Here is a 21,781-nt window from a genome sequence, read left to right on the forward strand (position 1 = left end):
GCCTCCTGAATGCCGATCGCGCGTGATCAGCATCATCCAACCGGCAGGACTGTCTTACACGCCAACCCGGTGATCGTTTCCGGTCACAGCACTAGCTGCGTTCCGAACAAGGACCGCCCGCTGCCGGATCTCGCCCTGCTGGCAGGATTCGGGCTCGGCCTGGTCTCGCTGGGCGCGGTCATCGCCTTCATTTCCCATGTGACGAAGATCCTGCGACAGCAGGATGCTCCCCGTCCAGCCCATCACCAGCACCCTGGACTCTTTCCGTCGCGTCCAGCTGACGGGCCGCGGCTGGAGGCGATCGGTGTCAGTCGAGTTCCGCGGGCAGGTCGCGTGAGTCGATCTTCGCGACGATCAGGGCAGGCGCGTTGGACGCCTTCGCTGTGGCGAGCGCCTCGTCGAGGGCCGCCGCGGTGGTGACGGCCTGGGCGGTCTGGACGCCGAGGCCGTTGGCGAACTTGACGAAGTCCCAGCGGTTGAGGACGACGTACGGCTTCGGCCGGGTGGCGGGGTCGCTGAAGTAGTCGGCGTCGAGCAGGAACTGCTCGAAGGCGTAGATGCCGTTGTCGATCACGACCACGACCGGGTTGCGTTCGTAGCGGACCATGGTGGACAGCGCCTGGGCGGTCATGTGGAAGCCGCCGTCGCCGCAGATGACCAGCGGGCGGCGGGCCGAGCCGAACGACGCCCCGACCGCCGCCGCGACCGAGTGCCCGATCGAGGCCCACACGGCCCCGCTCAGGAAGCCGTCCCGGCCCTTGATCGGCAGGTGGGCGGCCGAGTGGATGCCGAGGAAGGTGTCGGGGATCACCAGCCAGGACGGGTCCAGCGCGGCGCCGATGCGCTCGAACACGCGGCGATAGGTCAGGGGGCTCGCGGACGCGGGCGTGACCGGGTCGACGCCGGCCGGCACCGGTCGCGGCGCCGCCGTAGCGGCCTCGGCGGCGAGTGCGGTGACCAGGGCGCCGAGCTGCGCGTTCTGCTTGGCGCCGTTCTTGATCTTCACCTTGCCGTCGTAGGCGGTGATGATGCGGTTCGTGCCGGTACGAATCAGCGTGGCGTAGCTGCTCGGGAACACGCAGCCGAGCATCACGAGCAGGTCGGCCTGCGCGACGGCGTTCACGGCGGGCTGCGAGTGCGGCGGGGCGTAGACGCCGACCCAGCCGGCGCCCTGCTCGGGCAGCACTCCCTTGGCCGGCAACTGGACCGACCAGCGCACACCGAGCTTGGCGATCAGGTCGGCGACCTTGTCGGCGAGCCCGTAGCGCTGGACCTCGATGCCGACCAGGATCAGCGGCTTCGTCGCGGCGCGCACCAGGCCGGCGATCGTGCCGGCGAGCTGCTCCTCGGTGCCCGCCGGCGGCTCGGTGACCGGCAGGGACCCGGACGGGGCCGGGCAGGACGCCGTCCAGATGTCCCTGTTGATCTCGATGTAGACCGGCCGCTTGCGCTTGACGGCGGTGGCGATCGCGGCGTCGACCACGCCCGGCACCGCGGCGGCCGTCCCGGCACGCGCCGCGCTCGCGGTGACCATCCGGTACGTGCTCAGGTCGTGGTCGGGCTGCCCGGTCGAGTGCGAGAACAGGACGTCGAAGTCCTTGAGGTTGGCGAGGTTCGTCGCGTTGGGGCCGCCGTTGACGACGACGACCGGGCTGCGCTCGACGAAGGCGCCGGCGATGGCGTTGACCATGCTGAGCGTGCCGACGCCGTTGGCGACCGCGACCGCGCCGAGCCCCTTGGCCCGGGCGTAGCCGTCGGCCGCGTACCCGGCCTCGAGGTCGCTCGCGGTGACGATCGACGTGACGCCGTTGCGGCCGGCCGCGTCGAACAGGCCCGCGCCGTAGGCGGCGGGCACGCCGAACAGCGTGTCGACGCGCTGCTGGGTCAGCCTCTTGAGCACGTAGTCGGCGACGGTGAAAGCCACGATGGCGCTCCAGTGCAGGCCCGCCGGGGCGGGGATCGGTCAGTCGGAGACAGAGAGCCTGGGGTCGACCAGCCGCCTGTTGCAGGGGTGGTCGATGTGGTTCATGGGCATCGGCACGGGCGCCGCTCGACCGAATGCGGCGGCGATGATGTTCACCAGCTCCTTGCACTCGGCCGGGTTGAGGTCCTCGTCCTCCTCGTCCCAGTCGGGCGTGCCGCCCATGACGACGTGGTCGGAGCGCGGGAACATGTAGCCGTTACGGCTGTAGAGGTATTCCAGGGCCGGCTGCGCCGGCAACATCGCGAGGTAGCCTCTGACCCCGACCATCTTCGTGTCGTTCCACAGCTTCTTCGCGCCCATCCCGGTGCAGTTGACGATGATCTTCTGTGGCGCCGTCGCGAAGATGTCGGCCTTGCTGGTGAACGTCTTGTCCACGAACGTGACGTCGCGCGCCCTCAGGTCGCACTCCAGCCGCGGGAGAAAGATGGGCGGCTCGACCAGCAGCGTCTGATACAGGAATCCCGGCTGGGTGTGATTCTGGAACGGCAGGCGGCTCAGTCTCTGGCGGGCCGGCAGCAGGCCGGGCAGGAGCTCCAGCACCATGTCCAGGCCCTCAGCCGGCTTGGGGCAGTAGTTGGGCCGCTCCGAGACGCCGAAGCCCTTGCCGATGCTGTCCTTGAAGGTCGTGTAGGACGTCTTGATGATCGCCTTCAGGTCCTGCTGGTTCATGGCGGTCTCGACGACGGAGACGGCCCACTGGCCGCCTGCCTTGAACGACGTGGTCTTCACCGGCTTGCGATCCGCGTAGATCGTGACCTTGAGCCCCAGGTCGAGCAGCATCGTGGCGGCGGTCAGGCCCATGACGCCTGCGCCGAGCACCGCGACCTCCGTCTGGGGCGAGCCGGCAAGGAACCGGCGGACAATGTCCTTCACCTTGGCCGCACAACCCCAGCTCAACGAGATGCCCGCGCCGCCGTGGCCGTAGTTGTGCACGACGAACCGGCCGGACACCTGCTCGGAGTTCAGCCGGAAGGTTCCCTTGCGATACGGCCGCACCCCGGTGACGCACGCCCCGGGCACGCTCGGATCGTAGGTGAAGTCCGGTGTCGGCAGGTTGGTGAGCTCCCGCACGTCCATCGCGCCAGCCCCTGAATGATCGTGTCTGCTTGCGATCGGGGGCCCGACCGCTCTCGTACCCGGTGTCGGAGCTTCCCAGCCCGCCCGGGACCAAGGCTTGACCCGGCCCAGAGCAGTTGTTTTCTGCGGCTGCGCGAGGGGGAGGCGGTGGCGGGGGAGCCGATGAGCATGGGGCGGCCAGCTGATAGCGCAATCATCAGTGTTCCTCTGTTCTCGTCTGTGATGATCAGCGTGTGAGGCTCTCCGAATGGGCCCGGCGGAACGGCGTCCGTTACCGGACCGCCTGGAAGTGGGCTCGGGACGGGACGATGCCGGTCGGGGTCGTCAAGACCGCGACCGGCCGATACCTGGTGCTCGAGCAGCCCGCCGGCAGGGGCGGGCGGGCCGTGGCGTGCTGCCGGGTCTCGAGCGCCGGCCAGAAGGCGGACCTCGAGCGGCAGGCGGGGCGTGTCGTCACACCGCAGGCTGTGACCTTGGCGGACCGGGTGTGGACGTGCGGGTGCGGTCGCGAGCACGACCGGGACGTCAATGCGGCCCGCAACCTGCTCAATGCGATGACGCTCGAGCAGGAAGCGGCCTGGTTCCACGTCGCCGGGCAGTTCCCCGGAGACGCTGAACGCCTGTGGAGGCGATGTAAGACCAGGCTCCGGCCGGGCAGATGCCAGCGAATCAGGCAAGAGAATCACTGAGGTTCTCCGAACCGAACGTCACTCCGGTGAGATCCTCGGAGACGGCCCACAGCCGCTGCTGGAGCGGCATGTCGTAGGACTGCGGGCTGGAGGTGACGAGGCGGGGGTGGCCCATGATCTGGTTGCGTCCGCCGGGGCCGTAGTACTGGCCGCCGAGCACGGCGGGGTCGGTGGCGGCGCGCAGGGTCGGCAGGGCGCCCATCGCGGGGCTCTGGAGGACCAGCGGTGCGAGCCCGTCGATCACGGGCCGGAGAAGTGCGGGAGTGTTGCGGGCGAGTTCGGTGCTGGACGCGCCGGGGTGCGCGGCCACCGCGACGGTGGTGCCGTGCGGGGCGAGCCGGCGCTGCAGCTCGTACGTGAACAGCAGGTTGGCCAGCTTGGACTGGCCGTAGGCCCCGACCCTGCTGTACGAGCGCTCCCACTGCAGGTCGTCGAAGTGGATCGCGGCCCTGATGCGGTGACCGGTGCTGCTGACCGTCACCACGCGGGAGCCGGGCACCGGCAGCATCAGGTCGAGCAGCAGCCCGGTGAGCGCGAAGTGGCCGAGGTGGTTCGTGCCGAACTGCAGCTCGAAGCCGTCGCGGGTGGTCCGGCGAGGGGTGTACATGACGCCCGCGTTGTTGATCAGCAGGTCGATGTGGCCGAGCCGGGACCTCAGCGCGGCGGCGGCGGTGCGTACGGAGTCGAGCGAGGTCAGGTCCAGCTCCTGGACGGTCACGTCTCCGCGCATACGAGCCGCCGCCTGCGCGCCCTTGGCGGTGTCGCGTACGGCGAGGACCACCGAAGCCCCGCGCTCGGCCAGTGCCTTGGCGGTCTCGTAGCCCAGTCCGGTGTTGGCTCCGGTCACCACGGCGACGCGCCCGTGCTGGTCGGGGATGTCAGCCGTCGTCCATTTCGCGCCCATGCCGGGCTCCCATCTAACGTACCGAAGGTATCTTCCGCACATGACGGTAAAGTACCGTTGGTACGGTGTCAACGTACCAACGGTACTTAAGTTAGGCTGGCGAACGTGAGTTTCCAGCGGGCCCGGACGGAAGAGCAGCGGGAGATCCGCCGGCGGGCGATCCTCGACGCGGCGTCGGCGATGCTCGACGAGATGCCCGTCGCCGACGTCACCCTCAACGAGCTGAGCCGCCGCGCGGGCCTGGCCAAGCCCAACGTGCTGCGCTACTTCGAGTCCCGCGAGGCCGTGCTGCTCGAACTCCTCGACCGTTTCCTGCGGGAATGGCTGGTGGAGCTGGAGGGCGAGCTGGCCGCCGGGGTCGGCGACGACCTGCCCATGCCCGAGCGGGCGACGGCGGTGGCCGGCATCCTCAGCCGCTCGCTCGCGAGCCGCACGGTGCTGTGCGACCTGTTCGGCGCGCAGGGCAGCGTCCTGGAACGCAACGTCTCCGTCGAGGTCGTCACCCGCTACAAGCGCGCCTCCCTGCAGCGCCTGGAGACCTTGACCGCCCTCGCCCGGAGACACCTGCCGGAGCTGGGCGCGAACGCGACCCTGTTCAGCCTGCAGGCCATGGTGCTGGCGGGCGCGCTGTCGCCGTACGACACGCCCCCGCCCAGCCTGCAGGCCGCCTACCAGGCCGAGCCCGACCTGGCCCGCTTCCACCCGCAGCTGCGCGACGCCCTGAACATGGCCCTCACCGCGACACTCCTCGGCGTGCTGCCCCGCCCCTGATCAGCCGAGGGGCTCTGCGGCGGGCGGCCGGGCGACGGACTCGCGCGCGCGGACGGGCATCGGCACCCGATGCACCCGGCCCGGCCGCCCGGCGTCCGCGCGGTCGCGCTCGATCTCGGCGAACAGCACGTCCACCGCCTTGCGGCCCAGCTCGTAGTGGGGCAGCGCCACGGTCGTCAGCTGGGGCCGCACCCAGGAGGCGATGGGATGGTCGTCGAAGGAGACGACGGAGACGTCAGCGGGCACCTTGAGCCCGAAGTCGTCGAGCGCCTGGTAGGCGCCCATCGCGATCCGGTCGTTGAAGCAGATCAGGGCGCGCGGCCGGACCGTCCGCAGCAGGTCGCGCGTCGCGGCGAGCCCGTACTCCGGCAGCCAGTCGGGGCAGGTACGCGCGCCCGCCACCTTGACCCCGGCCTCGCCGAGCGCCTCGTGGATGCCGGCCAGCCGCTCCGCCGCCGCGACGCTCTGCTGGGGGACGTCGCCCGGGCCGGGGCCGGCGCCGATCAGGTAGACGCCGTCGCGGTGACCGGCGTCCAGCAGGACGCGGGCGGCGTGGCGGCCGGCCTCGATCTCGTCGGGCAGGACGGCGGGCAGGGGAGTGGGCCGGTCGGGCAGCGCGTTGAGCAGGACGGCGGGCAGGGGGGTGGGCGCGGCGGTGACGGCCTTCGGCACCGTGATGGTGCGCGTGAACATCGAGGCCAGGACGAGCCCGTCGACCTGGCGGTCCTGCATGGCCTGCAGCAGGAGGCGTTCGAGCTCGGCGTCGCCCTCGGTCTCGCCGATGAACAGCATGAAGCCGCGCTCGCGGGCGGCCTCGAGGGCTCCTTTGATCATGTCGCCCGCCAGCCGTGAGGTGGCGACGGTGTCGGAGACGAAACCGATCGTCCTGCTGATGCCCGTGCGCAGGCCCACGGAGACGATGTTGGGCCGGTACTGCAACTCCTCGGCGGCGCGCAGCACGCGCTGCTCGACGTCCTGGGAGATCCGCAGCTCGCGGCCGCGGCCGGACAGCACGAGCGAGGCGGTCGTGCGGGAGACGCCCGCAGCCTTGGCCACATCGGCCAGCGTGACCCGTCGTGGGCTCACCCAGATCTCCGATCGTCAAGAGTGTGTGACGAGGGGTTGACATGCTACGACGCGCGTGGTGAGACTATCGGGCGCTAACCCGATTTAGCAACGGACTCCGGAGGCCGGCCGGGGTGCCGTCGTCCCCAGCGGCCAAGGAGATGCACATGGCTCGTCGAGTTCGCCCCGGCAGGGCCGGCGCCGCGCTGGTGATCGCCATGGGGACGCTCGCCGCCGCCTGCGCGGCCCCCGGCAGCGACAGCCCGCGGCCCGCGGCCACCAGCGCGGCGCCGCAGTCCGCCGCGCCCACCTGCGGCACCGCGCCGATCACGCTGAACGCCTACTTCGAGACGGGTTTCCCGCTGCCGAAGGCGCTGACCACGGAGTTCACCAAGCAACATCCGAACGTCACGTGGAACATCCGCGAGGACCAGTTCGCGGTCATCACGCAGAACGCGCCCCGGGTGCTCGCGGACAACCCGCCCGACCTGATGCGCCTGCCCCAGGTCTCCGAGCTGGTCAAGGACGACCTGCTGAAGAACCTCGACGGCTACGCCACCGCGTTCGGCTGGGACACCTGGCCGGCCTCGCAGCTCGAACAACTGCGCCTCGGACCCGGCGGGCGACCGCGCGGCGAGGGCTCGCTGTACGCACTCGGGCTCAACATGAGCATGACCGGGCTCTTCTACAACAAGAAGCTCGCCGCCCAGATCGGCATGTCCACGCCGCCCGCCACCCTGGCGGAGCTCGACCAGGCGCTGAAGAAGGCCAAGGACGCCGGCATCACGCCCATCGTGCAGTTCAACGGCGGCGCCACCGGCGGCCTGGCCTTCCCGCTGCAGAACCTCATGGCCTCCTACGGCCCCGCGGCGCCGATCAACGACTGGATCTATCAGAAGCCGGGCGCCACGATCGACACCCCGTCCAACCTCCAGGCCGTCCAGCACCTGGAGCGCTGGATCAAGGCCGGCTACTTCCAGAAGGACGTCAACGCGGTCGACTACGCGACCATGATGAGCCGCTTCATCGACGGCCAGGGCCTGTTCATGTTCAACGGCGACTGGGAGTCGGGCAACCTCGACAAGCAGATGGCGGGCGACGTCGGCTTCACCCTGATGCCGCCGGCCGAGGAGGGCGGCAAGCGCGCCGCCATGTCGGCCCCGCTCACCTTCGGCATCGCCGCCGGCGCGAAGAACGCCGACTGCGCCGCCTTCTTCCTCAACTGGGTGGCCACCGACAAGCGCGCCCGCGACATCGGCGTCGAGGTCGGGGGGTCGCGCCCGATGGGGCCCGCCGACGCGTACATGCCGGCCGTCAGCGAGGACAAGGTCACCGCCGCGACCCTGGCGGCCGGGGCGGACATCGCCGAGGACGACGGCGCGATGGACTTCATCGCCAACGCCACCGGCGCCATCTACGCCAAGAGCTGGACGCCGAACCTGCAGAAGCTGGTGGCCGGCCAGCAGACGCCGCAGGACCTGCTGAAGACGGTCCAGGCCGACTACGCCGGCCAGCTCGAAGGGAACTGATCACATTGATGGCCCGGCCCGCGCGCCGGCCGCGCGGCGCCCGCGGCGTGGCCGGCTGGCTGTTCGTCGTCCCGGCGCTCGCCTTCTACGCGGTGTTCGTCCTGCGCCCGATCGCCCTGACCGTCCAGTACTCGCTGTACGAGTGGAACGGCATCGGCGCCTCCACCTGGGTGGGGCTGGCGAACTACGGCACGGTCTTCACCGACCCCGACCTGCTCGACTCGCTGATCAACGCCTTCCAGCTGATCGTGTTCTTCAGCGTGATCCCGGTCGTGCTGGGCCTCGCGATCGCCGCCACGATCCGCCGGATCGCCGCGAGCAGGCTCGCCCTCGTGGCGCGGACCGTGCTGTTCCTGCCACAGGTCATCCCGCTGGTGGCCGCGGGCATCGCGTGGAGCTGGCTGCTGGCCTCCACCGGAGTGGTCAACCAGCTGCTCTCGCTCGTCGGCCTCGGCGGGGTGACCAGGGCCTGGCTGGGCGACTTCGCCACCGCCCTGCCGGCGGTCGGCATGATCGGCGCGTGGGTGCTGCTCGGCCTCTGCACGCTGCTGCTCCTGGCCGGCATGAGCAAGATCGACCCGGCGCTGTACGAGGCCGCGCGCCTCGACGGAGCCGGGGCGTGGCGGGAGTTCGTCTCCATCACGGTGCCCAGCCTGCGACAGGAGATCGCGGTCTGCGTCACCGTGACCGTGATCGCCGCCCTGGCCAGCTTCGACATCGTCTACATCGCGACTCAGGGCGGTCCCGGCAACACGACCATGGTGCCGGGCCTGCAGATCTTCTACCTCGCCTTCACCGAACGCGAGGTGGGCACCGCCTCGGCCCTGGCCGTCGTGCTCATGCTTCTCGTGATCGCCTGCGCCCTTCCCATCCAGTGGTTCACAAAGGACGACAACCGATGATCATCGCGGGCCGGGAGGCCTGGACCGGCCGGCTGCTGCTCATCGCCATGATGGCGGTCACGCTCCTGCCGTTCCTCAGCCTGTTCGTCACCGCCCTGCACCCCTCGGGCACCTATCCGGCCGGGCTGGCGTGGCCGCAGGACCCGCAGTGGAGCAACTTCCTGCGGGCCTTCGAGGCAGCGAACATGGCCGAGCTGCTGAAGTCGAGCGTCCTCATCGTGCTGGGCGTGGTGCCGATCTCGATCCTGCTGGGCACCATGGCCGGCTTCGCCATCGGTCACCTGCGCGTGATCGGCGGACGCATCGTCTTCCTGCTGTTCGTGCTCGGCCTGACCCTCCCCTTCGAGGGCATCATCACGCCGCTGTACTACCAGATCCGCGACATGGGACTGCTGAACACCCGCTGGGCCATCATCCTGCCGCTCATCGGCCTGTTCATGCCGTTCTCCGTCTTCTGGATGCGGGCGCACTTCGTCAACATGCCGGGGGAGCTGTCGGAAAGCGCCCGCATGGACGGCGCCAACGTGTGGCAGTTGTTCCGGCGCATCCACGTGCCCCTGGCCATGCCGGCGATCTCGTCCCTGGCCATCCTGCTGTTCCTGTGGACCTGGAACCAGTTCCTGCTGGCCATCGTCCTGGTCGACGACCCGGCCAAGCGCACGATGTCCGGCGCGCTCGGCGCCTTCCAGGGGCAGTGGGGCACCGACATCCCGCTGCTGTGCGCGGGATCGCTGCTGATCCTGACGCCCACGCTCGTGATCTTCCTCGTCTTCCAGCGTCACTTCGTCAAGGCCCTGCTCCAGGGCTCCCTGAAGGGCTGACCGATGAGCGTCGCGCTGCCACCGGCGTCATGGTCCACGACGGGTGACCGAGCGCAGGAAGAAGCCCGGAACCTGCCCGAAGGGTTGGTCGGCGGTGTGCGCGCTTCTGCGGGGAACTGGTGGACAACCAGCGGGACTGGACGGCTCACAACGGCTGGCGGCCGATCAGAGCCTCTCGTTGGTCATGCGGTCAGTTGCCGGAGCATCTCGGCGGAGTCGTGCAGGTTCGTCATCTGGGCGAACCGGCCGTCCTGGACCTTGTAGATGGCGTACTCGACGATCTCGAACGAGGCGCCGGTGGGCGGGACGCCGAGCCATTCCTTCACCGGGGTGCCGGTGTTGATGGCGCGGACGGCGATGCCGTCCCGGTCGATCAGCAGTTCATCGACGTCCCAGTGGATGTCCGGGACGGCGTCGGCGATCCCCTTCAGGACCGTGACGACGTCCTCGCGGGTGCCGGGCTGACCGCCGAGCAGTACCTGGTCGTTGATGAACTCGTCCATGCGGTCGAACTCGTGGGCGTTGAGCGCCTCGGCGTAGCGCATGTACCAGTCACGCAGATCACTCTCGGACATGGCGATCCTCTTCTCTTGTGCCGCAAGGAGCGGTGAGCTGCAGAAATTTCCGCACCGATCGGTGCATAATAGGACGGTACCAGTTCGGCACCGGACGGTGTCAAAACGGTAGGATCGGAAGGTGCACGCGTCACAGATCGGCCGTCCCCGGGCATTCGACGCCGAGGCGGCGCTCGAGAAGGCGATGACGGTCTTCTGGGCGCAGGGCTACGAAGGTGCCAGCCTCACCGACCTGACCGAGGCCATGGGCATCTCCCGTAAGAGCCTGTACGCGGCCTACGGCAACAAGGAGGACCTCTTCCGCAAGGCGTTGCGGCGCTATGCGGAAGGCCCCGGCGCCTACGTCGCCGAGGCGCTGCGGCAACCCACCGCTCGAGAGGTCGCCGCGGCCTTCCTCGCCGGCGCCGCCCGCTCCGGCACCATGCCAGGACTCCCCGCCGGCTGCATGGGCGTCCAAGGCGCACTGGCCGCCGGCGGGGCCGGACGGACCGCCCGCGACATCCTGACCGAGTGGCGCGCCCACGGCCAGACACTGCTCCGGGACAGGTTCCGGCAGGCCGTCCAGACGGGCGACCTGCCCGACAGCGCAGACCCGGAGAAAATCGCCCGCTATGTCATGACGATCGCGAACGGCATTGCCGTACAGGCAGCCGGCGGCGCGGCATGCGAGGACCTCCAGCAGGTGGCCGATGCAGCCTTGCGGAACTGGCCACCCGCCTGACGACACAGGCCCCGAAACACGTAGGGCGCGCTGCGGCATGGGGCAAAGCGGGTAGGGGTGCAACCGGCGTCTTGACCTCAAGTGAGGTTGAGATTGCAGGATCGCCACGTGACGAAAATCAAGGCTTCTGAGCACCGGATTGCCGTGATCGGCGCAGGCGCCATTGGCGCTGCCGTAGCACGTCGTCTGCTCGCGGACGACCATGACGTGGTGGTGTGGAACCGTACCGCCGGCCGCACCGCCGCGTTGGTCAAGGCCGGGGCACTGCCAGCGGGATCGGTCAAGGAAGCGGCATCCTCCGCCACGCTGGTCCTGCTCACCCTTACCGACTACGTCGCCGTCCAGCAGTGCCTTGCCGAACTGGACGGAGACCTGTCCGGGCGAACGATCATCGCGATGTGCACCGGCACCGCCGACGACGCGCACCATGCCGCCCAGCGGGTGGCTGATTTGGGGGCGTCCTATCTTGATGCGGGCATCCAGACCTCACCCGAGATGATCGGCACCGACGCGGCGACCATCCTGTACAGCGGCTCTCGGTCGGCGTTCCAGCGACACCGCGCGGTCCTCGGGCTGCTGAGCACGCCGCGCTTCGTCGGAGATGCACCACAAGCGGCCGCGATCTGGGATCTCACCCTGTTCGGTCTCTGGTACGACGCCCAACTCGGCTTGTTGCGAGCCCTCGACACCGTGCGGGAAACGGGCATCGACGTCACAGAGTTCGTCGACACCGCGGTCAAACAGCTCGGGCACGTGGTCACGGAGGCTCCTGGCACGGCCTCGGAACTGCTGCAGGCCACCTATCCGGCAGGGCCCGCCACCCTCGCCGAGCACCTCACCGTCATCCGCCACCTCATCAAACTGCGCGGCGGCCAAACGCTCGGCGACGGCGGACTGCCGGTGGTGGCGGCCAGAATCGAAGCGCTCCTCGCACAGGGGCGTGATGGCGAAGGGCTGACCGCCACGATCGCCACGATGACCAACCGGACCAGTGCGTGAGAGGGGCCGGACACCCCCATAGGGAATCTTGCGGAAGTCGCCAAGACTTCTTCAGCAGGGATCGCCGCATCACCTGATCAGGAGCACGGCAGCCGGGCCGGCCGCGCGCCTGCCGTGCCCGAGATCATCGCCAGGAGACTGGTGCCGTCCGGCTCCGCCACTTGCACTCCGCCGGGACGACGGCCCTGGCGATGCCCGTCACCAGCCCGATGACGCCGTGACTCCTTGTGACTTCCTCCATTCCATCACCAGGCGCCCTGCTGTTTTGCTGAAGCCGTGAGCCGCACAGCCCGAACCGAGGATGGTCCACGTTGACGTCACAGGCCCCGATCAGGGCCACCTCGACCGACGACGGAGTCGCCATCGGCGAGCGGGCCGCGGCGGGTGAGCTCGACCCCGTCGCGGTGGCCGGGCGTGCCGGGGGGAGGCGCGCTCCCCCCGGGCCGCGGGCACCTTCATCGAGGTCACCGCAGGCCGCGCGGCACGCGAGGCGGCGGCATCCCAGACCCGCTCCCAGCCGGACGCCGGCTTCGGCGGGACCCTCGCCCCCACGCTAACCCTGGACGGCACGTCCACGTCCATCACGCGAACCGGCCCGGCCTGGTCGGCAGGGCGGGCTCGCTCTCATCAGGCGTTGTCGCGGGCCCAGGCGGCCGGATCAGTGAGTGCTGGACGGCGAGGCGGAGGCGCCGTGGCCGCTGTGGCCGCTGTGGCCGCCGTTCTCCTCGACCGTGCCTCCGAGCTTTCCGCTCAGCTCCCGCATGAAGGACTTGGACTTGGCCGACAGCACCCATCGATCACCTCTGAGGTAGAGGCCGCCGTACATCTCGGCGTAGTCGAGCCACTCGCGCTGGCCCGTGGCCGTGGCGAAGTCGAGGAACACGTACGGGATTCCGTCGCTGGTGCATTCGCCCTGCCGGTAGTCCATGGCCTTGAGGGTGATCGTGGCGGTGCAGCCGACCGCGGCGGCCAGTTGCTCGATGGTGTACGTGCGTGACACCTCCTTCCCGGGTGCCGGCCCGGTACCTTTGCCCGTCTCGGCTTGACCGCCGCACCCGGCGAGCATGAGCGCCGAGGCAACGGCCAGGGACAGGACGGTGCCGGCACGGCGAGGCCTCCTGGCGATGCCGGTCGCCCGCACCGTGTCCGCCGGCGCGGCATCTCGCACGTCTCGCGGGCGGGGGACGTCCATCATGCTCTTGACCTTTCTCGCGCTGATCGCGGTCCTACGCGGAGCGACGAGGCCGGTGTGGCCGCTCGCCTGGCCACACCGCGCCCCGCTCCTGGCCGCCGGTCGCTGCCGGCGAGGATCAGCGGCAGCGCCTGCCGCTGTTGATGCAGGTGACGACTCGCTGCATCTGCTGCTCGTTCATCAGGTTGATGAAGTCGCTGTGGTCGGTGATCGGTTTGTGCAGCTCTTCCGGGAAGCCGTCGACGGCGAAGTTGGGGCCGCGCGGCACGTTGTAGACGAGCCGGTGCTCCAGCGCCGGGATCGGCTGGAAGCCCTGCGGGCAGCTCCCGTCCGCCTCGGGGAAGGTGACGTGGGTACGGTGGTTGGCGCTGTCGATGTTCTGGCCGTCCCAGCAGCTCTGGAAGTCGAAGACCCGGACGAGCCTGCTGCCGCGCGGGCAGAGCGGGTACTTGTCGGTCAGCTGGCGGTTCTCGAACCCGGTGCAGGTCCATCCGGCGTTGTGCTCGGCTCCGTTGACCCGGGCGTTGCCGGTGATGATGCGCAGGAACTGCGGCGCCGGCACCACCTTCGCGGCCGGGTTGCCCTTGAACGTGATCTGCACCTGGACCGGGGTGAGGATCTTGCCGACGTTCAGGTCGAGACCGCCGCCGCGCTGGTCGGCGTCGAACTCCTCCTGGCCCAGGGCCCTCAGCACAGGCCAGTAGTGCGTGGACTTGTCGCCGTTGCGGCAGGTGGTGCCGGCGGCGAGCAGGCTCTCGTTGGTGGACTGGTTGTTGGTGGACTCGTTGCCCACGTAGTCGTGGGTGTGCTGGGCGCCGTTGGACACGCCCGGTGCCACGATGACGTTGTCGGAGTTGAAGATCCGCCCCTCGTTACGGCCGCAGTCGACGCTGAAGGTGCCTCGGGAGCCGTTTCGCTGGGTGCGGGGGGTTCTCACGTTGGGGCGTACCGAACGGATGTCGACGAAGTCCTCGGCAACGGGCCCTCTGGCCTGCCCGCCGTTGTTGTCGCCATCACCTCCGTCGTTTCCGTCGTTTCCGTCGTTTCCGTTGTTACCGTCGTTTCCGTTGTTGCCGCCATTTCCCGGGTTGCCCACCTCGCAGGTCGCCAGGGTGCGCAGATCGGCCGGCGCACGGGCACCGGCTCGCTGGAAGGCGAGCGCGATGCGCTGAAGGGTGGCCGTCCGCTTGCCCTTCAGCGGTCCGAGGATGGCGTTGCGGACGAAGTTGGGGCCGCCTTGTCCTGCCGCGCGCTCCAGCCGCCGGTTCGCCTCGGCGATCTGGGTCTCCAGCTGGCGCAGGTTGCGCTGCACCTCCGCCCGGGCACGGGCGGGAATCTGACCCAGCCGGTCCGCCACGGAGGGACAGGTGATCCCACCGGTAGCGCCGGTCTCGCCGCCGTTGTCCTGGCCGTCGTCCTGCTGGCCGTCGTCCTGCTGGCCGTTGTCGTTTCCGGTGCCGTTGCCGTCGTCGTTGCCATTGCCGGTGCCGTCGTCCCGCACGGAGCAGGTGGCCAGAGCGTCCAGGCCGTTCGGGGCCTGGGCGCCGGCGCGCCGGAAGGCGATCTCGATCCGCTGCAGCGCGGCCGTTCGTTTGTCCTTCAGCGGGCTGAGAATCGCGTTCCGTACGAAGTTGGGCCCGCCCTGTCCCTGAGAGGACGCCAGCCGCCGGTTCGCCTCGGCGATCTGGGTCTCCAGCTGCTGCAGGTTGCGCTGCACCTCCGCCTGGGCCCGAGCGGGAACGTCACCCACCCTGTCGGCCACGGCGGGGCAGGAGACGGCCGGCGCGAAGGCCGCGCCGGATGTCGCGTTCGCCGCCGCGCCCGTGGCGCCGACCGCCAGACTGCCGCCCACGACGGCCAAGGCCGTGAGCATGCCCGCGGTTCGGCGGCGGATCCGGGACCTATGTCGAACTCTCATCACAATCCCTCTCTCCCCTCTGTAGCTGCGGCCCGGCCTGCGCACGCATCAGGCACCAGAACGGAAGGGTTGCGGCCGATCGTCATCACGGGATACGGGGGCACGGCGGCTTAGGTTCGATGTCACTTGCTCCGCTCCGCACCACTGGGTGCCGCGACGGCCCAGGATCGCAGGTCAGCGGGCGCGTGCTCGGGCGGAGATCCGGCACCACGGCGGTTGCCCCGGCCGGGCTCCCGACGCCGGCCGCGTCCTGGGCCGGCCGAACCTCCACAGCAGGCCGGCGGCGGCCAGGGCCGAGATCGCCTCACCGATCGGCAGGCTGAGCCAGAGTCCTGACGGGCCGCGCGTCCCGAGCGCCAGGACGAGCGGCGCCTTGATGATCACGAGCGTGCCGATCGAGATCAGGTACGACGGCGCGGCTCTGCCGAGGGACTGGAAGTAGGCGGAGATGAGAGGCGGGACACCGGCGAAGACGAACGCGATCGCGATGACCCGCATCGCATCGACCGTGACGGCCGTGGTCGCCGGATCGCTGACGAACAGCCCTGTGAGCGGCCGCGCGAGCAGGGCGGCGAGTGCCGCGGTGGTCGCTCCGTACAGGACGGTGGCTCGCAGGGCCAGCGTGAGGGTGCGCTGGACGCGGCCGGTCAGGCCCCGGCCGGCGTTGAAGCCGACGATCGGCTGGATCCCCTGGGTGATGCCGATCTGCGGGGTGAACACGAAGGTCTGCACCCGCGCGCACACCGCGTACGCGGTAAGCGCGACCGCGCCGGTCGCGGCCAGAGTCGTGTTGATCAGCGCCGCCAGCAGCGTGGCGCCGAAGCCGGCGAGGAAGGAGGGGGCGCCCACCGCGAGCACCGCCGCGATCGTCGCCGGGTGCGGGCGCAGATCGGCCGGCCGGATCCGGTACGGACGCTCGCGCTGGACGAAGAAGAACCACAGCGCCATGCCGGCCGACACCGCCTGGCCGCCGACCGTGCCCAGAGCCGCGCCGGTGACCCCCAGGCCGCAGACGAAGATCAGCAGCGGATCCAGAACGATCTGCGCCAGCACCGGCAGCACCCACAACATCGTGGAGAAGCGCAGCCGTCCTTCCGCGCGCACCAGAGCCGAGAACCCGGTCGAGAAGATCGACCCTGCGATGATCACTGCCGCGTAGGGCCGCGCGTACGCCGACGTCGGGCCGGATCCGCCCAGTACGGCCAGCAGCGGGTCGAGCGCGAGCAGACCTGCCACGGTGACGGACGACGCCACGAGCCAGAACACGACGAACGCGTTCCCCGCGGCGCGTGCGGCCTGATCGGGCCGGCCGGCGCCGAGGCTGCGCGAGACCACCGACGCGCCGCCGACGCCGACGGTCGTCGAGACCGCGCCCAGGATCAGGAGGATCGGCGCGACGAGGTTGACCGCCGCCAGGGCCGTCTCGCCGACGCCTCGGGCGACGAACCAGGCGTTGGTGAGCGCGTAGATGCCGTAGACGCCCACCGAGAGCGTCGTCTGGGAGCAGGTCCACCACAGCAGCGGCCCGATCGGGCGGCTGCCCAGCGACTGCGCGTGATCACGCACTGCCGGGCCGCGCCGGCCCATCAGCCTGTCACCGGGTGCGGCCGAACCGCGCCACCAGCGGGTCCAGCTGCGCACGGCCGAAGTTGTCGGCGTCGACGTAGTCCATGAAGAAGTAGCCGGCGTCGATGAGCTCCCGCGACAGATCCGCGTGATCGACCCGCGGCACCGGAACCGCGGTGGGCCGGCGCACCAGGGCCATCGCGGCGAGCTCGGTGCGCATCATGTCCTGCTCGCGGGTCAGCACCGCCACATGACCGGGAGGGGCGATCTTCAGCACGACCTGGCGCCCGTCCCGGAGCCGGATCCGGTAGATCACGTTGAACCAGCCGTGCGTGATCTCCTCGGCGAAGTCGTCGCCGCCGGGCACCTGGGTGCTCCCATAGGCTCGCTCGATCATCGCCTGGAGCGTCTCGAGCGGCTGCCGGTTCTTCGTGATGCTCTCCATCGCAACTCCCGTCCGGCCGCCCCTTGCCGTGCCTCGGCTCGATCGCCCGCCGGGGGATTCTACAGAAAGCCGACATAGGCGACGGAATCTGGCGGTGCCAGGCGCATGCAGCGGTGATTCGTCCATGCGCGTGCCCGGTGGGAGCATCACGTCGGCCGGGGATCTCGTGAACGGCGGGAGAAGGAGCGGCTGGTGGGGATCAGGGCGGCCGCGGCAGGAGCGGCGAAGCACGCGATCGTGCAGACGGCGAGGAGTTGAAGCCTGCCGGTGGCGGCTCAGGATCGCGAACGGAGGGCGGCCTGTTCGATGACGCGGGCTACGACGTCGGGGTGGGAGACGGCGACCGAGTGCGAGGCGCGCACCTCGGTGATGCGTGAATGCGCGCGCTTGGCCATGAAGCGCTGCGCCGCGGGCGGGATGTTGAGGTCCTCGGTCGCGATCACCGCCCAGCTCGGAATGGCCTTCCAGGCCGCGACGGCGGCCCTCTCCTCCAGCGCTGCCTGAGCGATGGGCCGTTGCGTGGCGGCCATCAGGGCGGCGGCGCTCGCGGGTACGTCCGCCGCGAACTGGTGGTGGTACTTGCCGGCCTTGATGTAGAGGTCGGTGCCGGTGGTGCCGTCCGGCAGCCGGTACGGGACGGGGTCGAGCGTGTCGGGCAGGGTGCTGCCGGGGAACTTGCCGGTCAGCTCCAGTGCGGACTCCCCGACGTCCGGCAGGAACGCGGCGACGTACACCAGCGCCTTGACCTTTGTGTCACCCGCGGCCGCGGTGCTGATGACCGATCCTCCGTAGGAGTGACCCACGAGGACCACCGGGCCGTCCACATGGTCCAGGAGGCTGCGCAGTGCCGCCGCGTCGGCGGCGGGCCCGCGCAGCGGGTTGGCAGCGGCGATCACCCGGTAACCGTCCTTGCGCAAGCGCTCGATCACACGGTTCCAGCTGGAGGTCTCGGCGAACGCGCCATGCTCCAGCACGACGGTCGGCTTCGCACCCGCCGGTGCGCTCGCACCGGCGGCGGGCCCGCTCAGCGCGAGCGCACCGAGCGCGCCCACGGCCACAAGTCCCGCCAACGCCGCCGTCCTCAGCCGGGGACGCCGGTCGGAGCGGAGGCTGGAGGAAGACATCATGGGTTTCATCCTTTCGACAGTCATGGCAACAGGCGTGACCGGTGCACGTCTTCGCCGCGAGGGTGGGTCTGCTCGTCATGCGCGCCGATGACGGCGGCGCGCGACGGCTTGGAGCAGGGCTCGCCGTCGGTCTCAGCGACCGACTACTGAGTACACGCCGGCCGTCGGTAACTTCAAGTGAACCGAGGTCACATGGAGTGAACCGACGAGCATCAGCCGGGATCGCCGGTGTCGGCGCACGTCACCGTCAGGGGTACGGGTGTTTCGGGCCACCCGTGGTCCGTCATCAGGGATACCTTTGGACGCCGCATACCGAATGGATGCTTGTCGGGTCCGGGGCCCTCCTGGCGGGTGTGTTTATCTGATAGGGGGACGATCATGAGCGCCTGGAACCACTTCTCGATCACCACGCGCGTCACCTTGTTCACGGCGACCGCGGCGGCGTTGTTGTGCGCGCTTCTGGCCGTCACGGTGATGATCGCCATCCATCGGTACGCCACCGAGCATCTCGTGGCGGAACTGGCCGCAGCCGGCGGCAAGATGGCGTACAAGGTCGAGAACGACGGATGGTCCGAACCGCTGGTCGAGCATGAGGGCCGTAACGTCCAGGTGGTCACCCCCACGGGTTCGGTCGCCACGTCGACGCCGACGCTCGCGGGCAAGCCGGTCATGGCAGCCTTCATCCCCGAGCGCATGGAGATCGCCATCGGCGAAGTCTGCGGCGGCGTATTTCCTCCCGGCCGGTGCCAGCAGGTGGTGGCGCAGCCGGCCTACCGAGACGGGCAGAATTGGGCGATCTATACATCCCGGCCGTCGGTTCCCTGGTACGTCGAGCCGTGGCTGGCCGCAACGGTGGTCGGGGGAGCGGCGTTGCTGGCGCTGGCCATCATCGGGCTCGGACGGGGGATCGTCATCGCGTCGCTCAGGCCGGTCAGCGCCGTCAGGGCGGAGCTCGACAAGATCACGGAGACCTGTCCCGAGCGACGTGTCGCCATGCCGCAGAGCCAGGACGAGATCTGTGACCTGGCCGGCAGCGTCAACCAGACGCTCGCTCGTCTCCAGGCCGCGATGGAGCAGCAGCGCACCTTCACCACCGACGCCTCTCACGAGTTGCGCACCCCTATCGCCGCGATTCGCGCCGAGGTCGAGGACGCGCTGTACGCGCCCGAGGACACCAGCGTCAGCAACGTGGGCAACGCCATCTTGCCCAGCGTTGACCGGCTTGAGCGCATCGTGGCAGATCTGCTGACCCTGGCCCGGCAGCACCAGGAAGACGTTCAGCGCGAACCCCAGCAGATCGACCTCGCCCAACTCGTGACCACGGAACACGAACGGCGCGCGGAAACCGACAAGAGCGTCGAGATCATCCTCGAACCCTCTGTCATGGTCATGGTCATGGGCAACCGGCAGCGGCTGGCGCGGCTGTTGTCGAACCTGCTCGACAACGCCGAGCGGCACGCCGACCGCGCCATCACCATCCAGGTACGGCAGGCCCCCAGCTCCAAGCGCGACCTGCAGCGATTCCCGCGCGGGGTCGCGATCCTGGAGGTGATCGACGACGGACCCGGCATCGATGCGGACAAGCGCGAACTCGTCTTCCAGCGCTTCGCCCGGCTGGACAGCGCCCGTGGCAGGCTCGCCGGGGGAACCGGTCTCGGCCTGCCCATAGCACGGCAGATCGCTGAGCAGCACGGCGGCTCTCTGGGCATAGAGGACAGCGCTCAGGGCGCGCGCATCGTCCTGCGCCTGCCCATGGCGTGAGACACTCATGCGCCACCTGCTAGCCGACCGGTCAGGTATTCGGGAGCCGTCGGGTCGTACGCTGGTGACATGGGACGGACCAGCGATGCCAGGGAGAAGATCCTCGACGCCGCGCGCACGCTCATCGAACTGCGCGGCTACTCCGCCCTGGGCGTAGCGGAGATCTGCAAGGCGGCCGGCGTGCCCAAGGGCAGCTTCTACTACTTCTTCGCGTCCAAGGAGGCCCTCGCCCTGGCGGTCATCGACGAGCACTGGGCCGCCCAGGAACGCGACTGGAAGCGGATCCTGAGCGGTCAGGCGCCGCCGTTGCAGCGGTTGCGGCAGCTGTTCGAGGCGACGGAGGCCACCATGCGTACCGGGCAGCGCAGCTGCGGCAGCGTCGCCGGGTGCCTGTTCGGCAACCTGACGCTGGAGCTGAGCAACCAGACAGAGGCCATCCGCGTACGGCTCCAGGAGATCTTCGCCGTGCAGGTCGAGATGATCGAGGCGGTCATCGCCGAGGCCGTCGCGCGGGGGGAGGCCGGTGTGTCCGATGCCCGGCAGGCCGCACGGTCGGTGGTGGCGCAGCTGGAGGGACAGGTCATGTTCGCCAAGCTGTACAACGACCCGCAGCGGATGGGCGCCCTGTGGGCCGGCTGCCTGGCGCTGCTCGGCGCCGGCGCGCCCGGCGAGGCGGCCGTCGGGCTCTGACGCGCGTTCGCTGGTAGGCGCAGCCTCCCAGCTGGCCCAGTAGCATGACGGAGTGGAGCTGCGTCAGCTGCGATACTTCGTCGCGGTCGCCGAGGAGCTGAATTTCGGCCGCGCCGCCGGGCGGCTGCTGATCGCCGGGCCTTCGCTGTCCCAGCAGATCAAGGCGCTGGAACGAGATCTGGGTGTGCGCCTGTTCGACCGGGATCGTCGTTCGGTGTCACTCACCCCGGCCGGGGCCACGCTGCTCGCGGACGCGCGGGCTCTGCTGGAGCGTGCCGACGAGCTGCGTCACCGGGCCCGGCGGCTGTCCGGCTCCGAGCCGGTCCGGCTCGGCTACGTGAACTGGCTGCCGCCGGACCTGGGCGCCCGCACCGCGGCGGTGGCGCAGGTGCACCTCGACGCGTGGGTGGCGCCGTCCCACACGCAGGCGGCCCGTGTCGCCGACGGTGGTCTTGATCTGGCGGTTTGCTGGGTGCGCGCCGCCGACCTGGCGGAACGCGGGCTGCGTGCGCAACTCATCGGCGCCGATCGGCTGTATGCGGTGGCCACCGGTCACGACACCGGCGACGTCTCCGCCCGGGAGACCGCGATCCTGCTCGATGACGACGCCACCTCCTGGTCGTCGTGGAACGTCTACGCCGCGGAACTGGCCGCCCGGACCGGAGCGCGCGCCGTACGCATCTCCGACGGCGGGATCACCGGTCCGGCCTTCTTCGACCACGTACGCCGCTGCCGCCACCCGGTGATCAACTCGCCCAAGGGCCAGACCGCGCCGCTGCCGCCGGATCTGGTGCGGCGGCAGATCGTCGCGCCGGAGGTCTACTGGACGTGGTCGCTGGTGTGGCGGCGAGGAGAGGATCGCACCTCGGTGCTCGACGTCGTGGAGGCCCTGCGCGCCGACGGCCACTTCGGCATTCACGACCCTGGCGCCTGGCTGCCCGAGGACGACCCGCACCGGCGCTGACTGGCCTGACCCCTGTAGGAGCCTGAACCTCTCAGCTGAGAGGACGCCGGTCCTGGCTCCACGGGCATGAGGCTTGGTCTT

At 69.9% G+C, this 21,781-nt stretch carries 20 protein-coding genes; 10 read left to right on the forward strand and 10 right to left on the reverse strand.

All coding sequences use genetic code 11. The features are described from left to right. Positions 1-307: 307 nt before the first annotated feature. Complete coding sequence (locus AB0K12_RS47275) at positions 308-1,924, reverse strand: thiamine pyrophosphate-dependent enzyme (RefSeq protein ID WP_364575727.1); 1,617 nt, start codon at positions 1,922-1,924, stop codon at positions 308-310. Positions 1,925-1,963: 39 nt separating this feature from the next. Further along, positions 1,964-3,061, reverse strand: a complete 1,098-nt coding sequence (locus AB0K12_RS47280) for an FAD-binding oxidoreductase (protein ID WP_364575729.1) — start codon at positions 3,059-3,061, stop codon at positions 1,964-1,966. Between the two features lie 308 nt (positions 3,062-3,369). On the opposite strand from AB0K12_RS47280, the gene AB0K12_RS47285 reads away from it, so the two are divergent. After that, positions 3,370-3,750, forward strand: a complete 381-nt coding sequence (locus AB0K12_RS47285; RefSeq protein WP_364575731.1) for a zinc ribbon domain-containing protein — start codon at positions 3,370-3,372, stop codon at positions 3,748-3,750. Here the strand turns inward: AB0K12_RS47285 and AB0K12_RS47290 are convergent. After that, the gene (locus AB0K12_RS47290; protein WP_364575733.1) at positions 3,731-4,654 is read right to left on the reverse strand and encodes an SDR family NAD(P)-dependent oxidoreductase; all 924 of its coding nucleotides are present in this window, start codon (positions 4,652-4,654) and stop codon (positions 3,731-3,733) included. The genes AB0K12_RS47285 and AB0K12_RS47290 overlap by 20 nt on opposite strands. Before the next feature lie 105 nt (positions 4,655-4,759). On the opposite strand from AB0K12_RS47290, the gene AB0K12_RS47295 reads away from it, so the two are divergent. Then, the gene (locus tag AB0K12_RS47295; RefSeq protein WP_364575735.1) at positions 4,760-5,425 is read left to right on the forward strand and encodes a TetR family transcriptional regulator; all 666 of its coding nucleotides are present in this window, start codon (positions 4,760-4,762) and stop codon (positions 5,423-5,425) included. On the opposite strand, the gene AB0K12_RS47300 is transcribed toward AB0K12_RS47295, so the two are convergent. Beyond that, entirely contained in the window at positions 5,426-6,511 is a 1,086-nt protein-coding gene (locus tag AB0K12_RS47300; protein WP_364575737.1) for a LacI family DNA-binding transcriptional regulator, read from the reverse strand. A 146-nt stretch (positions 6,512-6,657) separates the two neighbouring features. On the opposite strand from AB0K12_RS47300, the gene AB0K12_RS47305 reads away from it, so the two are divergent. The 3 genes from AB0K12_RS47305 to AB0K12_RS47315 are packed head-to-tail and all read left to right on the forward strand — an operon-like array spanning position 6,658 to position 9,742. Continuing rightward, the gene (locus tag AB0K12_RS47305; protein ID WP_364575739.1) at positions 6,658-8,019 is read left to right on the forward strand and encodes an extracellular solute-binding protein; all 1,362 of its coding nucleotides are present in this window, start codon (positions 6,658-6,660) and stop codon (positions 8,017-8,019) included. 8 nt (positions 8,020-8,027) lie between these two features. Beyond that, complete coding sequence (locus AB0K12_RS47310) at positions 8,028-8,921, forward strand: sugar ABC transporter permease (RefSeq protein ID WP_364575741.1); 894 nt, start codon at positions 8,028-8,030, stop codon at positions 8,919-8,921. Then, positions 8,918-9,742 (forward strand): carbohydrate ABC transporter permease, encoded by an 825-nt coding sequence (locus tag AB0K12_RS47315; RefSeq protein ID WP_364575743.1) that lies wholly within the window; start codon positions 8,918-8,920, stop codon positions 9,740-9,742. Before AB0K12_RS47310 ends, AB0K12_RS47315 begins: the two co-directional genes overlap by 4 nt. A gap of 182 nt (positions 9,743-9,924) precedes the next feature. Here AB0K12_RS47315 and AB0K12_RS47320 read toward each other — a convergent pair whose 3' ends face one another. Further along, positions 9,925-10,317: an ester cyclase gene (locus tag AB0K12_RS47320; protein ID WP_364575745.1), complete on the reverse strand. Its 393-nt coding sequence runs from the start codon at positions 10,315-10,317 to the stop codon at positions 9,925-9,927. A 121-nt stretch (positions 10,318-10,438) separates the two neighbouring features. On the opposite strand from AB0K12_RS47320, the gene AB0K12_RS47325 reads away from it, so the two are divergent. Continuing rightward, the gene (locus tag AB0K12_RS47325; protein ID WP_364575747.1) at positions 10,439-11,038 is read left to right on the forward strand and encodes a TetR/AcrR family transcriptional regulator; all 600 of its coding nucleotides are present in this window, start codon (positions 10,439-10,441) and stop codon (positions 11,036-11,038) included. A gap of 108 nt (positions 11,039-11,146) precedes the next feature. Then, on the forward strand, positions 11,147-12,037 hold the full coding sequence (locus tag AB0K12_RS47330; protein ID WP_364575749.1) for an NAD(P)-binding domain-containing protein: 891 nt from the start codon (positions 11,147-11,149) through the stop codon (positions 12,035-12,037). A 658-nt stretch (positions 12,038-12,695) separates the two neighbouring features. On the opposite strand, the gene AB0K12_RS47335 is transcribed toward AB0K12_RS47330, so the two are convergent. The 5 genes from AB0K12_RS47335 to AB0K12_RS47355 all read right to left on the reverse strand — a co-directional run bounded on the left by AB0K12_RS47335 (position 12,696) and on the right by AB0K12_RS47355 (position 18,285). Then, entirely contained in the window at positions 12,696-13,037 is a 342-nt protein-coding gene (locus tag AB0K12_RS47335; RefSeq protein WP_364575751.1) for a hypothetical protein, read from the reverse strand. A gap of 310 nt (positions 13,038-13,347) precedes the next feature. Next, positions 13,348-15,081: a DUF1996 domain-containing protein gene (locus AB0K12_RS47340; RefSeq protein ID WP_364575835.1), complete on the reverse strand. Its 1,734-nt coding sequence runs from the start codon at positions 15,079-15,081 to the stop codon at positions 13,348-13,350. 240 nt (positions 15,082-15,321) lie between these two features. Continuing rightward, a complete protein-coding gene (locus AB0K12_RS47345) occupies positions 15,322-16,788 on the reverse strand; it encodes an MATE family efflux transporter (protein WP_364575753.1) in 1,467 nt (488 codons plus the stop codon). Continuing rightward, positions 16,742-17,158 (reverse strand): phosphotransferase, encoded by a 417-nt coding sequence (locus tag AB0K12_RS47350; RefSeq protein WP_364575755.1) that lies wholly within the window; start codon positions 17,156-17,158, stop codon positions 16,742-16,744. Before AB0K12_RS47350 ends, AB0K12_RS47345 begins: the two co-directional genes overlap by 47 nt. 275 nt (positions 17,159-17,433) lie before the next feature. Further along, positions 17,434-18,285 (reverse strand): alpha/beta hydrolase, encoded by an 852-nt coding sequence (locus AB0K12_RS47355; protein ID WP_364575757.1) that lies wholly within the window; start codon positions 18,283-18,285, stop codon positions 17,434-17,436. 378 nt (positions 18,286-18,663) lie between these two features. Here AB0K12_RS47355 and AB0K12_RS47360 point away from each other — a divergent pair, with 378 nt between their 5' ends. From AB0K12_RS47360 to AB0K12_RS47370, 3 genes are all read left to right on the forward strand, one after another. Continuing rightward, positions 18,664-20,046: a HAMP domain-containing sensor histidine kinase gene (locus AB0K12_RS47360; protein WP_364575759.1), complete on the forward strand. Its 1,383-nt coding sequence runs from the start codon at positions 18,664-18,666 to the stop codon at positions 20,044-20,046. Between the two features lie 69 nt (positions 20,047-20,115). Continuing rightward, positions 20,116-20,736, forward strand: coding sequence for a TetR/AcrR family transcriptional regulator (locus tag AB0K12_RS47365; protein ID WP_364575761.1), 621 nt, complete (start codon positions 20,116-20,118; stop codon positions 20,734-20,736). Positions 20,737-20,788: 52 nt separating this feature from the next. Continuing rightward, the gene (locus AB0K12_RS47370) at positions 20,789-21,700 is read left to right on the forward strand and encodes a LysR family transcriptional regulator (RefSeq protein WP_364575763.1); all 912 of its coding nucleotides are present in this window, start codon (positions 20,789-20,791) and stop codon (positions 21,698-21,700) included. The last annotated feature ends 81 nt before the right edge of the window (positions 21,701-21,781 follow it).

The organism is Nonomuraea sp. NPDC049419 (assembly GCF_040676995.1).
In the GTDB taxonomy this organism is placed as follows: Bacteria; Actinomycetota; Actinomycetes; order Streptosporangiales; family Streptosporangiaceae; genus Nonomuraea; species Nonomuraea salmonea.

Coding starts and splice junctions, on each gene's coding strand:
- AB0K12_RS47280 (WP_364575729.1), bottom strand. CDS start 3,061: ATGGACGTGCGGGAGCTCACCAACCTGCCGACACCGGACTTCACCTAC.
- AB0K12_RS47285 (WP_364575731.1), top strand. CDS start 3,370: ATGCCGGTCGGGGTCGTCAAGACCGCGACCGGCCGATACCTGGTGCTC.
- AB0K12_RS47290 (WP_364575733.1), bottom strand. CDS start 4,654: ATGGGCGCGAAATGGACGACGGCTGACATCCCCGACCAGCACGGGCGC.
- AB0K12_RS47305 (WP_364575739.1), top strand. CDS start 6,658: ATGGCTCGTCGAGTTCGCCCCGGCAGGGCCGGCGCCGCGCTGGTGATC.
- AB0K12_RS47310 (WP_364575741.1), top strand. CDS start 8,028: ATGGCCCGGCCCGCGCGCCGGCCGCGCGGCGCCCGCGGCGTGGCCGGC.
- AB0K12_RS47315 (WP_364575743.1), top strand. CDS start 8,918: ATGATCATCGCGGGCCGGGAGGCCTGGACCGGCCGGCTGCTGCTCATC.
- AB0K12_RS47320 (WP_364575745.1), bottom strand. CDS start 10,317: ATGTCCGAGAGTGATCTGCGTGACTGGTACATGCGCTACGCCGAGGCG.
- AB0K12_RS47350 (WP_364575755.1), bottom strand. CDS start 17,158: ATGGAGAGCATCACGAAGAACCGGCAGCCGCTCGAGACGCTCCAGGCG.
- AB0K12_RS47355 (WP_364575757.1), bottom strand. CDS start 18,285: ATGATGTCTTCCTCCAGCCTCCGCTCCGACCGGCGTCCCCGGCTGAGG.
- AB0K12_RS47360 (WP_364575759.1), top strand. CDS start 18,664: ATGAGCGCCTGGAACCACTTCTCGATCACCACGCGCGTCACCTTGTTC.
- AB0K12_RS47365 (WP_364575761.1), top strand. CDS start 20,116: ATGGGACGGACCAGCGATGCCAGGGAGAAGATCCTCGACGCCGCGCGC.